The sequence below is a fragment of the Streptosporangium sp. NPDC004631 genome, from assembly GCF_053601935.1.
Map to the genome: position 1 here is coordinate 59671 of NZ_JBSGCR010000019.1, position 14480 is coordinate 74150.

Annotated in this window: 14 protein-coding genes; 11 read left to right on the forward strand and 3 right to left on the reverse strand. The window is 71.9% G+C overall.

The genetic code is table 11. The features are described from left to right. Positions 1 to 29: 29 nt before the first annotated feature. Positions 30 to 1772 (forward strand): proline--tRNA ligase, encoded by a 1743-nt coding sequence (locus ACWEF2_RS19880; protein ID WP_453817148.1) that lies wholly within the window; start codon positions 30 to 32, stop codon positions 1770 to 1772. A 45-nt stretch (positions 1773 to 1817) separates the two neighbouring features. On the opposite strand, the gene ACWEF2_RS19885 is transcribed toward ACWEF2_RS19880, so the two are convergent. Next, positions 1818 to 2363, reverse strand: a complete 546-nt coding sequence (locus ACWEF2_RS19885; RefSeq protein ID WP_453817150.1) for a ferritin-like domain-containing protein — start codon at positions 2361 to 2363, stop codon at positions 1818 to 1820. Beyond that, the gene (locus tag ACWEF2_RS19890; protein WP_453817152.1) at positions 2360 to 2854 is read right to left on the reverse strand and encodes a hypothetical protein; all 495 of its coding nucleotides are present in this window, start codon (positions 2852 to 2854) and stop codon (positions 2360 to 2362) included. Before ACWEF2_RS19890 ends, ACWEF2_RS19885 begins: the two co-directional genes overlap by 4 nt. A 191-nt stretch (positions 2855 to 3045) precedes the next feature. Here ACWEF2_RS19890 and rimP point away from each other — a divergent pair, with 191 nt between their 5' ends. The 9 genes from rimP (at position 3046) to ACWEF2_RS19935 (ending at position 12619) form a co-directional block, all read left to right on the forward strand. Continuing rightward, positions 3046 to 3546 carry a ribosome maturation factor RimP gene (rimP, locus tag ACWEF2_RS19895; RefSeq protein ID WP_453817154.1) on the forward strand — a complete coding sequence of 167 codons (501 nt, stop codon included), beginning with the start codon at positions 3046 to 3048 and terminating at the stop codon, positions 3544 to 3546. 24 nt (positions 3547 to 3570) lie between these two features. Further along, positions 3571 to 4566 (forward strand): transcription termination factor NusA, encoded by a 996-nt coding sequence (gene nusA / locus ACWEF2_RS19900; protein WP_355597621.1) that lies wholly within the window; start codon positions 3571 to 3573, stop codon positions 4564 to 4566. Next, the gene (locus ACWEF2_RS19905; protein WP_453817156.1) at positions 4550 to 4852 is read left to right on the forward strand and encodes a YlxR family protein; all 303 of its coding nucleotides are present in this window, start codon (positions 4550 to 4552) and stop codon (positions 4850 to 4852) included. Before nusA ends, ACWEF2_RS19905 begins: the two co-directional genes overlap by 17 nt. Before the next feature lie 142 nt (positions 4853 to 4994). Continuing rightward, positions 4995 to 8159, forward strand: coding sequence for a translation initiation factor IF-2 (gene infB, locus ACWEF2_RS19910; protein WP_453817158.1), 3165 nt, complete (start codon positions 4995 to 4997; stop codon positions 8157 to 8159). A 126-nt stretch (positions 8160 to 8285) separates the two neighbouring features. Continuing rightward, positions 8286 to 8585 carry a DUF503 domain-containing protein gene (locus tag ACWEF2_RS19915; RefSeq protein ID WP_453817160.1) on the forward strand — a complete coding sequence of 100 codons (300 nt, stop codon included), beginning with the start codon at positions 8286 to 8288 and terminating at the stop codon, positions 8583 to 8585. Positions 8586 to 8655: 70 nt separating this feature from the next. Then, on the forward strand, positions 8656 to 9150 hold the full coding sequence (rbfA, locus tag ACWEF2_RS19920; RefSeq protein WP_453817162.1) for a 30S ribosome-binding factor RbfA: 495 nt from the start codon (positions 8656 to 8658) through the stop codon (positions 9148 to 9150). Further along, the gene (locus ACWEF2_RS19925) at positions 9147 to 10145 is read left to right on the forward strand and encodes a DHH family phosphoesterase (RefSeq protein ID WP_453817164.1); all 999 of its coding nucleotides are present in this window, start codon (positions 9147 to 9149) and stop codon (positions 10143 to 10145) included. Before rbfA ends, ACWEF2_RS19925 begins: the two co-directional genes overlap by 4 nt. A gap of 63 nt (positions 10146 to 10208) precedes the next feature. Further along, positions 10209 to 11108, forward strand: a complete 900-nt coding sequence (gene truB / locus ACWEF2_RS19930; RefSeq protein ID WP_453817166.1) for a tRNA pseudouridine(55) synthase TruB — start codon at positions 10209 to 10211, stop codon at positions 11106 to 11108. 74 nt (positions 11109 to 11182) lie between these two features. Then, a complete protein-coding gene (locus ACWEF2_RS19935; protein ID WP_453817168.1) occupies positions 11183 to 12619 on the forward strand; it encodes a leucyl aminopeptidase in 1437 nt (478 codons plus the stop codon). 12 nt (positions 12620 to 12631) lie between these two features. On the opposite strand, the gene ACWEF2_RS19940 is transcribed toward ACWEF2_RS19935, so the two are convergent. Beyond that, a complete protein-coding gene (locus ACWEF2_RS19940) occupies positions 12632 to 13450 on the reverse strand; it encodes a FadR/GntR family transcriptional regulator (RefSeq protein WP_453817170.1) in 819 nt (272 codons plus the stop codon). A 124-nt stretch (positions 13451 to 13574) separates the two neighbouring features. Here ACWEF2_RS19940 and ACWEF2_RS19945 point away from each other — a divergent pair, with 124 nt between their 5' ends. Next, the gene (locus ACWEF2_RS19945) at positions 13575 to 14477 is read left to right on the forward strand and encodes a proline iminopeptidase-family hydrolase (RefSeq protein WP_453817172.1); all 903 of its coding nucleotides are present in this window, start codon (positions 13575 to 13577) and stop codon (positions 14475 to 14477) included. The last annotated feature ends 3 nt before the right edge of the window (positions 14478 to 14480 follow it).

Sequence of the window (14480 nt, forward strand, 5' to 3'; positions counted from 1 at the left end):
TTGTCGATCCCTGCTAGCTAGGAGTAGCCGTGCTGCTGCGCATGTCGTCGTTGTTTCTTCGAACGCTGAGGGACGACCCGGCAGACGCGGAAGTCCCGAGCCACAAGCTGCTCGTCCGCGCCGGTTATGTCCGTCGTGTCGCACCCGGCGTCTACTCCTGGCTGCCGCTCGGCAAGATGGTTCTGGAGAACGTCGCGCGCGTCGTGCGTGAGGAGATGAACCGCATGGGCGGCCAGGAGGTGCTCTTCCCCGCCCTGCTGCCCCGCGAGTACTACGAGGCCACCGGCCGCTGGACGGAGTACGGCGACACGCTCTTCCGTCTCAAGGACCGCAAGGGCGCCGACTATCTGCTCGGTCCCACCCACGAGGAGATGTTCACCGACATGGTCAAGGGGGAGTACTCCTCCTACAAGGACTACCCGGTGACCCTCTACCAGATCCAGACGAAGTACCGCGACGAGGCCCGCCCCCGCGCCGGCATCCTGCGCGGCCGTGAGTTCGTCATGAAGGACTCCTACTCCTTCGACCTGGACGACGACGGTCTCAAGCGCTCCTACGAGCGGCACCGCGAGACCTACATCAGGATCTTCGACCGCCTCGGCATCGCCTACAAGATCTGTTTCGCCACGTCGGGCGCGATGGGCGGCTCGGCCTCCGAGGAGTTCCTCGCCCCGGCCGCCACCGGCGAGGACACCTTCGTGGCCTGCCACCGCTGCGGCTACGCGGCCAACGCCGAGGCCGTCACCACCCCGGCGCCCGCCGCGGTCACCGGGGAGCGGCCCGCCCTGCGAGTGCTCGACACCCCCGGCACCGCGACGATCGAGTCGCTGGTCGGCCACGTCAACGAGCACCACGGCCTGGGCGTCACCGCGGCCGATACGCTCAAGAACATCGTGGTCAAGGTCGTCACCCCCGGTGCCGCCAAGACCGAGACGCTGGTCGTCGGCGTGCCCGGCGACCGCGAGGTGGACTTCAAGCGGCTGGAGGCTGCCCTGGCCCCCGGCGAGCCCGTCATCTTCGAGGCCGAGGACTTCGCCAGGCATCCCGGTCTGGTCCGCGGCTACATCGGCCCGCAGGTGCTCAAGGACCTTGGCATCCGCTACCTCGTCGACCCCCGCGTGGTCGACGGCACCGCCTGGGTGACCGGCGCCAACGAGCCCGGCAGGCACGCCGTGGGCGTGGTCGTCGGCCGCGACTTCGTCGCCGACGGCACGATCGAGGCCGCCGAGGTCCGGGCCGGTGACGCCTGCCCGGTCTGCGGCTCGGGCCTGTCCATCGACCGGGGCATCGAGATCGGCCACATCTTCCAGCTCGGCCGCAAGTACGCCGACGCCGCGAAGCTCGACGCCCTCGGCCCCGAGGGCAAGCCGATCCGCGTCACCATGGGCTCCTACGGCGTCGGCGTCTCCCGGGCGGTGGCCGTGCTCGCCGAGCAGAGGCACGACGAGCTGGGCCTGGTCTGGCCCCGCGAGGTCGCCCCCGCGGACGTCCACATCGTGGGCACCGGCAAGGACGACCAGATCGGGGTCGCCGTCCGGATCGCCGAGGACCTCCAGGCCCGCGGCCTGCGCGTGCTGGTGGACGACCGCGCCGGGGTCTCCCCCGGCGTGAAGTTCAAGGACGCCGAGCTGCTCGGCATGCCGACGATCCTGATCATCGGCCGGGGTCTCGCCCAGGGGGTCGCCGAACTGCGCGACCGCGTCACCGGGGTCAAGGAGGAGATCCCCGTCGCCGAGGCCGCCGACCGGGTCCTGGCGGCCTGCCGAGGCTGACCCGCCCGGCCCCCCGATCCGCCCCGCCCGCCGGCGGGGCTCCGGTCACGACCCCGGGGGCGGGGAGGGGGCCGTGGGCGTCGCGGGGGTGGGGGCCGAGGGCATGCCGGGGAAGGGCTCGATCTCCGGGCGCAGGCCGTACGAGCGGGTGACGCACTCCTGCATGGCCAGCGCGGCCATCCGCCGGACGGCCGCGTCCGACGAGGCGGCCAGCTCAAGGTAGGCGGCCGTCACCCCTCGCTCGACCAGCACGGCCAGCTCCACGGCCTCGTCGGGGGTGGACGGGATGACCGGGAGACCGTAGGTCGGGCTCGGCTCGGCGGGGGTGCCGCCGCGCGCGGTGATGAGCGTGCGGAGCTGGTCCCGGCGGGCCCGGTGGGCGTTGAAGGCGGCCGTCGCGGTGACGCGGAGGCCGCCCGTGGTCCTGGCGCCGATGACCCCGTAGGCGTAGACGGCCGCGTGCTCGGCGGCCAGGGCCGTACCGAGACCCTGATCGGTCGTCGGCGCACCGGGCCCCCGGGCGGCCGTCCGGGCCGGGCCGAGACCGAGGGCGCTCGCCTGCGGGGCGCCGGGCCTCTGGGCGGCCGTCACAGCGGCCTCGACAGGGCGAGGGCGTGCGCGGCCTCGCAGGCGCCGATGGAGGCGATCAGCTGGGCCAGCGAGGGGGAGACCCCGTCGAGCTGTCGCGCACGCAGTGCGGCCGCCCTGCGTTCCAGCTCGCGCAGGGTCCGCAGCGACACCTTCCGGCCCGGGTCCTGGGCGTCCGGCGCCGGGGACGGCGACGACTGTGACGGCGAGGACCGTTCGGCCGGTGCGGCGTCGGGGGGCAGCCGGCGGCGGAGCTCGGCGAGATGGGCCTCGTGCCGTTCCCTGAAGGGCGCCAGCTTGACGGAGGCCGCCGAGGAGTAGAGCGCGACGGTCCGCTCCTTGGCCGCGATCAACTGCTTGATCAGCACCGTCTCCGGGTCGGGGGGCTCGGCCGCGAGACGCTCCGGCCTCCTGGTGGCGCACGCGGTCACGGTCACGGCGGCCACCCCGAGAGCGCCGCCCCGCAGCAGGGCACGCCGGGAGACGGAACGCACGGACGACCTCCGGTTATGGGTGGAGCTGTTGACGCATCTAGCATCGTACGGGCTTGGAATGGCGATCACCTCGCTTCTCGGGCGGCACCGCCGTGCCGAGTGGCGCTCTTTCCACGTCCCGGTGTGGATAGGCTGGTGAACCGCAAGGGCGAGGTCCGCCCGGCATGAGATCGTGACAATGGGAGGTCGGCATGGGCAGCGCCACATCCCGCGACCGCCTGATGAAGCTTCTGGAACCTGTTGTGGGGGCCGAAGGGCTCGACTTGGAGGACGTCACGGTCACACCGGCGGGCAAGCGGCGGTTGCTGCGTGTCGTCGTCGACCGTGACGGCGGGGTGAGCCTGGACGACGTGGCCGAGGTCAGTCTCGCGGTCTCCGCCGCGCTGGACGCCGGTGACACGATGGGGGCCACCCCGTACGTGCTGGAGGTCTCCTCTCCGGGGGTCGACCGCCCGCTCACCGAGCCGCGTCACTGGCGCCGGGCGGTCCGGAGGCTGGTCAAGGCCGACCTACGGGACGGCACCTCCGTGGAGGGCCGGATCGTCGCCGCGGATGAGGGCGGCGTGGAGCTGGACATCGCCGGCGCGCCGCGCCGCATCGAGTATCAAGACCTGGCCCGAGGCCGGGTGCAGGTGGAATTCCGCCGGTTGGACGACGCCGAAGACGACGGCGAAGACGGCGACGAAGGCTAAGGGGGGAGCTTCGTGGACATCGACATGAGCGTCCTGCGCAGCCTGGAGCGGGAGAAGGACATCTCCTTCGACCTGGTCGTCAAGGCGATCGAGGACGCGCTGCTGATCGCTTACTTCCGGAGCGAGGGGGCGGCGGCCAAGGCGCGCGCCGAACTCGACCGGCAATCCGGGCATGTGACGATCTTTGCTGCCGAGCTCGACGACGAGAGCGGGGAGGTGCTCAGGGAGTTCGACGACACCCCGGGCAACTTCAGCCGCATCGCGGCGACCACCGCCAAGCAGGTCATCCTGCAGCAGCTCAGGGACGCCGAGGACGAGATCAACTTTGGTGAGTTCGCCAGTCGTGAGGGCGAGCTCGTGGCCGGGGTCATCCAGCAGGGCAAGGACCCCCGGGTCGTCCTGGTGGACCTCGGCAAGATCGAGGCGGTCCTGCCGCACAACGAGCAGGTGCCCGGCGAGGAGTACATCCACGGCGAGCGCATCCGCTGCTACGTGGTCCAGGTCAAGAAGGGCCACAAGGGGCCGTCGGTGACGCTGTCGCGGACCCACCCCGGCCTGGTGAAGAAGCTCTTCGCCCTGGAGGTGCCGGAGATCGCCGACGGTACGGTCGAGATCGCCGCCATCGCCCGGGAGGCCGGGCACCGGACCAAGATCGCGGTGCGTTCGCGGCGGCAGGGAGTGAACGCCAAGGGCGCCTGTATCGGCCCGATGGGTTCGCGGGTGCGGAACGTCATGGCCGAGCTGCACGGCGAGAAGATCGACATCATCGACTGGTCGGAGGACCCGGCGGAGTTCGTGGGGAATGCCCTCTCGCCCGCCCGTGTTTCCCATGTCGAGGTGATCGACGCCGACGGCCGCGCGGCCCGTGTGACCGTGCCCGACTACCAGCTTTCGCTGGCGATCGGTAAGGAAGGGCAGAACGCCCGGCTGGCGAATCGCCTTACCGGCTGGCGTATCGACATCCGTCCCGATACACCGGCGGGGGATGCGGCCGGTTCCGCGGATGCGTCCACAAGGTAAGCTGGAATACGGTGGCCAGGCCGCCCCACTGAGAACATGTGTGGGCTGCCGGGTTCGCACGGTTTCCTCCGAGCTGCTCCGCCTGGTTCAGGTCGAGGGCGTTATAGTCCCCGACCTGCGACGACGGCTCCAGGGACGTGGTGCTTCACTGCATCCCTCCCTGAGCTGTCTCGAACTCGCAGAGCGTCGTCGAGCGTTTCCGCGTGCGTTTCGCGTCGCGGTTCCGCTTGATCTGTCGCGAGTGCGAGCACACCTGGAAGAGCTTCATGTCGAAAGGATCGGGTGAAATGGTTACCGACTGTCATGTAGGACGCCGAGTTGATGGGCTGGTCAGATAGCTATGAGCGCCTGATGAGCATGCGGCGATGAGTACGTCTACGTAACGACGGTCCGGCGGCACAGCCTCCCGGGCCGAGTAAGGGAGTGCAGTGGCGAAGGTCCGGGTATACGAGCTCGCCAAGGAGTTCGGTGTGGAGAGCAAGGTCGTTATGGCCAAGCTCCAGGAGATGGGCGAGTTCGTGCGTTCGGCGTCCTCGACTATCGAAGCACCGGTAGTCCGCAGGCTCACGGAAGCTCTGGGCGGCCCCTCCAGGGGCTCGTCCGACAGGGGCGGCAACAGGACGCCCAAGCCGCCGCAGGCGGCCCCCCGGCCGGCCGGTGGCCAGGCCGGAAACGGTGCCCCCGCGGCACCGGCATCGGTTCCCAAGCCGGGACCGGCCCCCAGGCCGGGGCCCAGGCCCGGTCCGGCGGCGCGTCCCGCGGCCCCCGCGCCGCAGGTCCCGCCGGCGGTTCCCCAACCCCAGCAGGCGCAGCCTCAGCAGCAGGCACAGCCCCCGCAGGCGCAGCAGCAGCCCTCACCGGTCCAGCCGCCGCGTTTCGAGGCTCCGCGTCCCGCGGCGTCCGGCCCCAAGCCGGGCCCGCGACCGGCCCCGCGTCCGGGACCGGCGTCCCGTCCCGAGGCCGCGCGTCCGGAGGGCCGTCCCTCGGGTGGCGGTTCCGGCGGCGGAGCCCCCACGGGCGGTTCCCGCCCCGGTGCGGGCGCGTCCGGCGCCGGGCCCAAGCCCGGTCCGCGTCCCGGTCCCCGGGGCCCGCGTCCCGGCAACAACCCGTTCTCGTCGAACGCCAGCGGCATGGGCCAGGCCCGTCCGCCGCGTCCCGGCGGTCGTGACGGGGCCCCCGGTGACCGGGGTCCGCGTCCCGGTGGTCCCCGTGAGGACCGCGGTCCCCGCGAGCAGGGGCAGCGCGACGGTGCCGGTCCCCGGCCGCCCGCGGCCCGTTCGGGTCCGCCCGGATCCGCGGGCCCGCGTCCGGGCCCCGGTGCGGGTGGTCCGCGTCCGGGCGGTGGCGCCGGTGCGGGTGGTCCGCGTCCCGGCGGTCCCCGTCCCAGCCCGATGATGATGCCCCAGGGCCGGCCCGCCGGTCCCGGTGGCGGCGGTGGCGCGGGTCGTCCCGGCGGCGGTGGCGGCGCGGGCCGTCCCGGCGGCGGTGGCGGTGCGGGCCGTCCCGGTGGCGGCGGTGGCCGTCCCGGTGGTGGCGGCGGTTTCGCCGGTCGTCCCGGTGGCGGTGGCGGCGCGGGCCGTCCGGGCACCGGAACCGGTGGCCCCGGTGGTGGCGGTGGCGGTTTCGCCGGCCGTCCCGGCGGCGGTGGCCGTGGCCGCGGTGGCGGTACGGCCGGCGCCTTCGGCCGTCCGGGCGGACGCCCGACACGTGGCCGCAAGTCCAAGCGTCAGCGGCGTCAAGAGTTCGACAACATGCAGGCCCCGGCGATCGGTGGCGTGCAGGCTCCCCGCGGCGGCGGTCAGACGATCCGCCTGTCGCGCGGCGCCTCGCTGGCGGACTTCGCCGACAAGATCGGCGCGAACCCGGCGTCCCTGGTGCAGATCATGCTGCACCTCGGCGAGATGGTGACCGCCACGCAGTCGGTCAACGAGGAGACGCTGCAGCTGCTCGCCGCCGAGCTGGACTACAACCTGCTTGTGGTCAGCCCGGAGGAGGAGGACCGCGAGCTTCTTGAGTCCTTCGACATCGAGTTCGGTGAGGACGAGGGCGACGAGGGTGACCTGGTCGCGCGTCCGCCGGTGGTGACCGTCATGGGTCACGTCGACCACGGTAAGACCAAGCTGCTCGACGCCATCCGGCACACCAACGAGGTGGCCCGCGAGGCCGGTGGCATCACCCAGCACATCGGTGCCTACCAGATCTCCACCGTGCACGAGGGTGAGGACCGGAGAATCACCTTCATCGACACCCCGGGTCACGAGGCGTTCACCGCCATGCGTGCCCGTGGTGCCAAGGTCACCGACATCGCCGTCCTGGTGGTCGCGGCCGACGACGGTGTGAAGCCGCAGACCATCGAGGCGCTCAACCACGCCCAGGCGGCCGACGTGCCGATCGTGGTCGCGGTCAACAAGGTCGACAAGGAGGGCGCCGACCCGGGCAAGGTCCGTGCCCAGCTCACCGAGTACGGCCTGGTCGCCGAGGAGTACGGCGGCACCACGATGTTCGTCGACATCTCCGCCAAGAACGGGATCGGCATCGAGAACCTGCTTGAGGCCATCCTGCTCACCGCGGACGCCGAGCTCGACCTGCGGGCCAACGCCACGATGGACGCCCAGGGCGTCGCCATCGAGGCGCACCTCGACAAGGGCCGGGGTCCGGTCGCGACCGTGCTGGTCCAGCGCGGCACGCTCCGGGTCGGCGACTCGATCGTCTGCGGCGAGGCGTTCGGCCGCGTCCGGGCGATGCTGGACGACACCAGCAAGTCGATCGACGAGGCCGACCCGTCCCGTCCGGTGCAGGTGCTCGGTCTGACCGCGGTTCCGGGGGCCGGTGACAACTTCATCGTCGTCACCGACGACCGGATGGCGCGCCAGATCGCCCAGCAGCGCGCGGCGCGCAAGCGCATCGCGGACATGGCCAGGTCCGGCCGTCGCCGCACCCTCGAAGAGCTCTTCAGCGAGATGGAGAAGGGCCAGGTCGACGAGCTCAAGCTCATCATCAAGGGTGACGTCTCCGGTTCGGTCGAGGCCCTTGAGGACGCGCTGCTCAAGATCGACGTTGGCGAGGAGGTGCGCCTGCGGGTGCTCCACCGCGCCGTCGGTGCGATCACCGAGTACGACGTCAACCTGGCTGTCGCGGACGACAACGCCGTCATCATCGGCTTCAACGTGCGCCCCGAGGTCCGGGCGCGCGACCTGGCCGAGCGCGAGGGCGTCGACATCCGCTACTACTCGGTCATCTACCAGGCGATCGAGGAGATCGAGGCGGCCCTCAAGGGCATGCTCAAGCCGGAGTTCGAAGAGGTCCAGATGGGCACCGCCGAAGTCCGCGAGGTCTTCAAGGTGCCGAAGATCGGCAACATCGCCGGTGCGCTGGTCCGCTCGGGCACGATCGTCCGAAACAGCAAGGCGCGGATCATCCGTGGCGGGGTCGTCATCTCCGACAACCTCACCGTGTCGTCGCTCCGCCGCTTCAAGGAGGACGCCACCGAGGTCCGTGAGGGCTACGAGTGCGGTATCGGTGTCGGCTACAGCGACATCAAGATCGACGACGTCATCGAGACGTTCGAGATGCGGGAGAAGCCGCGCGCCTGATGCTCCGGTCCGGCCGGGGATCGCCTGCCGGTCGTCGGTCCCGCCCACCTCGTGGGCGGGGCCCTCGGCCGGCGGGCGGCCCCCGCGCCGCCGGCGCACGGCGACGTCCGTGGCGAATGACTCAACATGTATGTAGGTGCTCTGACACTGGACATCCTGCTCGGCGACGTTCGCTCGCTGAAGCAGAAACGCTCTGTGGTGCGTCCCCTCATCGCCGAGGTGCAACGACGGTTTCCGGGTGTGGCCGTCGCCGAGACCGGCCATCTGGATCTGCATCGCCGTACCGAGATCGGGATCGCCGTCGTCTCCGCCTCAGCCGCGAACTGCGGCGCGGTGCTGGACGACTGCGAGCGTCTGATCGCCTTCCACCCGGAGATCGAGCTGCTGTCCGCCAGGCACCGGCTCCACAACGAGGACGAGGACTAGCTACAGTACGACCGGCCGCGAAACAACCCTGCTCGCGTCCGGTCGTTACTGTGAGAAGGGGGGAGCGAATATGGACGCCGCACGCGCACGTAAGATCGCCGACCGGATCCGCCAGATCGTGGCGGAGATGCTGGAGCGGCGGATCAAGGACCCGAGGCTGGGCTTCGTGACGGTGACCGACACACGGATCACCAACGACCTCAGCGACGCCACGGTGTTCTACACCGTGTTCGGCTCGGAGGCCGAGCGGGCCGACTCCGCCGCGGCGCTGGAGAGCGCCAAGGGGCTCATCCGCTCGGAGGTGGGCCGTCAGACGGGTCTGCGCCACACGCCGACGCTGACGTTCACCCACGACCCGCTCCCTGACACCGCCCGCCATCTGGACGGCCTGCTCGCCGAGGCCAAGGCGAGGGACGCCGAGATCGCCAGGCGGGCCGAGAACGCCAAGCACGCCGGCGACGCGGACCCCTACCGCAAGCCGGACGAGGGCGGGGCCGAGGACGGCGACGATGAGCTGCCGGAGCCGTCGGAGTCGTCGGAGCGGGCGGGACACCCCGCGAAGTGACGTCCGACCTGCGTGACGGCGGTCCGGTACCCGGCGGTGACTGGGACCGGGCCGTCGGGCTGGTCTCGTCCGCCGGGGAGATCGCGCTGGCCTGTCACATCTCGCCGGACGCGGACGCGCTCGGCTCGATGCTGGCCGTCGGAATGGCGTTGCGCGCGGCGGGCAGGCGGGTCACGGCCTCCTTCGGGGAGCGGCGGTTCCGGGTGCCCAGGCTGCTGCGGTTCCTGCCGGGGCAGGATCTGCTGGCCGAGCCGGGCGACTACCCGCCGACGCCCGAGTTGATGATCACTTTCGATGTTCCCCTCACCGACCGGCTCGGCACGCTGGCCGCCAACGCGGGCAAGGCGCGCGAGCTGATCGTGCTGGACCACCACGCGTCCAACACCGGGTTCGGCACGCTCAACCTGGTCGACCCGGGGGCCGCGGCCACCGCAGTCCTGGCCGAGGAGCTGATCCGGCGGCTCGGCCTGCCGATCGACAGGGATGTGGCGACCTGCCTGTACGCCGGGCTGGTCACCGACACCGGTTCGTTCCGGCACTCCTCGACCACCCCGCAGGCGCACCTGATGGCCGCCCGCATGCTGGCCACTGGGCTCAACCCCGAACAGATCGCCCGGGAGCTGTGGGATCGCTCTCCCTTCGCCTACCTCCGGGTGCTCGGCGCCGTCCTGGACAGGGTGACACTGGAGCCCGAGACCGGCCCCGGGCTGGTCTGGACGTTCGTCACCCGGGACGACCGGGCCGGGTACGGCCTGCCGTACGACGAGGTGGAGGGGATGATCGACGTCATCCGCCGCACCGACGAGGCGGACGTGGCAGTGATCCTCAAGGAGGACGACGACGGGGCCTGGCAGGTCTCCACCCGCTCCAAGGGGGCGGTGAACGTCGCGCGTGTCTGCGCCGAGCTGGGCGGGGGCGGCCACGCCAAGGCCGCCGGCTTCACCTCCCACCTGCCCGTCGAGGAGACGATGGCGCGTCTGCGGGTCCTCCTGTAGCCCTCCCGGCTCTGCCGGGAGCCCACTTGCCCCAGCCCTTCGCGACAAGGACCTCTCCGACCAATGAGTACGGCTCGCGCCCAGCGCACCCCGCCACCGAGCGGGTTGATCATCGTGGACAAGCCCGCCGGGTGGACCTCGCACGACGTCGTCGGCAAGCTGCGGGGCGTCGCGGGCACCCGCAGGGTCGGCCACGCCGGCACGCTCGACCCGATGGCCACCGGTGTGCTGGTGGTCGGTGTGGAGAAGGCGACCAGGCTGCTGGGCCATCTCGCGCTCACCGAGAAGGGCTACGACGGCACGATCCGGCTCGGCCAGTCGACCAACACCGACGACGCCGAGGGCGAGATCATCGGGTCGGCCTCGGCGGCCGGGGTCGGCGAGGAGGAGGTCAGGCGGGGTGTCGCCGCCCTGACCGGCCGGATCATGCAGATCCCGCCGCAGGTCAGCGCCATCAAGGTCAACGGTGAGCGTGCCTACAAGCGGGCCAGGGCCGGGGAGGAGGTCGAGCTCCAGGCGCGCCCGGTGACCGTGTCGCGCTTCGAGGTCACCGGCGTCCGCCGCGCCGGCGAGGTGATCGACGTGGACGTCTCGGTGACCTGCTCCAGCGGCACCTACATCCGGGCGCTCGCCCGTGACCTGGGCGCGGCCCTGGGCGTCGGCGGTCACCTGACCGCGCTGCGGCGCACCCGGGTGGGCCCCTACGACCTGTCGATGGCCCGCACCGTCGAGCGGCTCTCCGCCGACTGCGTCATCCTGCCGATGGCGGAGGCGGTCGCCGCGGCCTTCCCGCGCCGTGATGTGACCGCGGAGGAGGCGGGCGTCGTCGCGCACGGCGGCCGGTTGCCGTCGCTGGGCCTGGGGCGGGGGCCGATCGGGGTGTTCGGCCCGGACGGCACGCTGCTCGCGCTGGTCGAGGAGGACGGCAAGATCGCCAAGTCGCTGGCGGTGTTCGTTTCCTGACCCGGTGCGGGGTGTGGCGGGACAATGCTTTATGGTTCGTGCACCGAACCATAAAACCTGTTAGGAGTCTCCTCATGGAGGTGTCCCTCTCGTCCCTGCCCGCCGCCGAGATCACCGCGGACCTGCTGGTTCTGCCGGTGCGCGAGGGGCGCGACCCCGGATTCGGCCTCGGCGGACCGCTCGGCCGGGTCGGGTTCACCGGCAAGTCCGGCGAGGACCTCCTGCTGCCGCGCCGGGACGGGGACGCCTTCGTGGCGGGCGCGGTCCTGCTGGTCGGGCTCGGCGACGGAGAGGGCCGCGACGGGGAGGGCGGCGACGAGCACGCGGTACGGCGGGCGGTCGGCCGCGTCGCGCCCCGGCTGGCCGACTTTCCCACCGTGGCGATCGCCTTCCCCCACGTCCAGGCGGTCGTCGAGGGTGTGCGGCTGGGCGGCTACCGGTTCGACGGCTACAAGACCTCGGCGCGGCGGCCCGCCGTACGGCGGCTGATCGTCCTCGTCGGCGCGGGAGAACAGGCCGGCGCGGCCCGGGCGGACGTCGCCCGGGCCGGGATCGTCGCCGACGCGGTGACCTTCGCCCGCGACCTGGTCAACACACCGGCTGGCGACCTGGTCCCGATGGACCTGGCCGGGCGGGCGCGGGCGATGGGGGAGGCGGACGGGCTGAGTGTGCGGGTGCTGGACGCCGGCGCGCTCCGCGAGGGTGGCTTCGGCGGCATCCTGGGCGTCGGCGCGGCCAGTGCGAACCCGCCGTGCCTGATCGAGGTGAGCCACCCCGGTGACGGCGTCAGCGGAACGGTCGGCCTGGCGGGCAAGGGCATCACGTTCGACTCCGGAGGTCTCGCCATCAAGAGCCTCCGGGCGATGTCCACCATGAAGTGCGACATGGCGGGAGGCGCGACCATGCTCGCGGTCGTCCGGGCCGCCGCCCGGCTGGGGCTGCCGGTGGGGGTCACCGCCGTGGTGCCCGCCGCCGAGAACATGGTCGGCGGCTCGGCGATCCGGCCGGGGGACGTGCTCAGGCACCGCAACGGACGGACGACCGAGGTGACCGACACCGACAGCGAGGGACGCCTGGTGCTGGCCGACGCGCTCGCCTACCTGGCCGAGAGCTCACCGGACGTGCTGATCGACGCGGCCACGCTGACCTACTCGGTGATGCACGCGCTCGGTGAGGACATCACCGGGGTGATCGGCGCCGACCGGGGCCTGGTCGGCGAGCTGATCGCCGCCGGGGCGCGGGCCGGGGAGCCGATGTGGGAGCTGCCGCTCTGGGAGCCGTACGCCGACCGGCTCAGCTCCGAGGTGGCCGACTCCAGGAACGACGGCGGCAGCCTGGCCGACGCGACGATCGCCGCGCTGTTCCTGCGGCCGTTCACCGCCGGGCTGCCCTGGGCTCACCTGGACTTCGCCACCACCGCCTACCTCGACAAGGCCACGGATCTCGGCCCGGCGGGGGCGACCGGGGCGATGGTCCGAACCCTGATCGGCTACCTGGAGGCCCGCGCCTGAACGCCGGGAGGGTCAGGAGGGGCGGCCCCGGGCGCGTTCGAGCATGTCGCGCATCATGTCGGAGGTGAGCGTGAAGTGCCTCTCGGCCAGTGAGCCCGCCCGCTCGGCGTCGCCGGCCGCGATCGCCTCGTAGATCTTCCGGTGCTCGATCAGCGCCCGCCGGTAGTCCTCGGGGTCGTCCTCCCCGTACGGCTCGACCGGGAATCCCAGGCTCACCCGCGTCAGCAGGTCCCGGCTGAGCGCGCTGATCTTCGGATTGCCCGTCGCGGCCAGCACGGCACCGTGGAAGGCCGCGTCGGCGGCCTGCTCCTGGCCCAGTGTGCGGGCCGCCGCGTAGCCGTCCAGCGCCGCCCGCATCGCCGCCAGGTCCTCCTCGGTACGGCGGAGCGCGGCGGTCCGCGCCACCAGCCCCTCCACCAGGCAGCGTATGTCGAACAGCTGCTCCATCTCGGGCCAGCGGGGCAGGAGCGTCCGGCGCACGGCGGAGGCGGTGGCCTCGGTCCAGCTCACCCGGACGTAGGCCCCGCCCGTCCGGCCCCGCTTGATCTCCACGATGCCCACCGCCTGCAGCCGGCCGATGGCCTCGCGGATCGTGGCGCGGCTCACGTCGAGGATCAGGGCAAGCTCGCGCTCCCCGGGCAGCCGCTCGCCGGGCAGGTAGTCGCCTATCGCGACGGCGGTCATCAGCCGGTCGGCGACCTCGGTGGCCACCGAGCGCACCCTGACGGGCCCGAGCGCGGCGGACCGGCCGGTGTCGTCCAGCACCCGGCCCAGCATGCGGGAGAGGTCGTCGGTGGTCGGGGGCGTCGCGTCGGGGTGCACATCCGGCACGTTACACAACCTCGTGATCCTAAAAAAGGTATTGTGCCCAGGCCATTAGTGCATAAGATGTCCGCAAACAGACATTCGTTGCACTTGGCGACATATGCCCCCACATGCTGTATGGAGGACCGCGGTGGCAATCCCCGAGCCGACCACCCAAGGTCTGGCCCCCTTCCGCGACTGGCGGACCTGGTACCGCGTCACGGGCGACCTGAACGCGGACAGGGCCCCGCTCGTCGTGCTGCACGGCGGCCCCGGCGCGGCCCACGACTACACGCTGCGCATGGCACGGCTGGCCGAGCGGGGCCGCGCGGTCGTCCACTACGACCAGCTCGGCGTGGGACTCTCCACCCACCTGCCCGACCGGGGCGCCGACTTCTGGACCGTCCGGCTCTTCCTCGACGAGCTGGACAGCCTGCTCGGCCACCTGGGCATCACCGGCGGCTACCACCTGCTGGGGCAGTCCTGGGGCGGCATGCTCGCCGCCGAGCACGCCGTACGCCGGCCCGGGGGACTCAAGGGCCTGGTCATCGCCGACTCGCCCGCCTCGATGGAGCTCTGGCGCGAGGAGTGCGACCGGCTGCGGGCCGGGCTCCCGGCCGAGGTGGAGCGGACGCTCCGCGAGCACGAGGCGGCCGGGACCACCGGCAGCCCCGAGTACCGCGCGGCGGAGAAGGTGTTCAACGCCCGGCACGTCTGCACGATCGTGCCCAACCCGCCGGAGGTCCTGGCCAGCGACGCCAAGACCGCCGAGGACCCGACCGTGTACCACACGATGAACGGGCCGACCGAGTTCCACGTCGTCGGCACCCTGCGGAACTGGTCGGTCGTCGACCGGCTGCACCGGGTGACCGCGCCGACCCTGCTCGTCTCCGGACGGCACGACGAGGCCACCCCTCGCACCGTGCAGCCCTTCGCGGACCACATCCCCGACGTCCGATGGCAGATCTTCGAGCACTCCAGCCACATGCCGCACATCGAGGAAGAGGAGCTCTTCCTGCAGGTGGTCGGCTCCTTCCTCGACTCCACGGACTAGGAC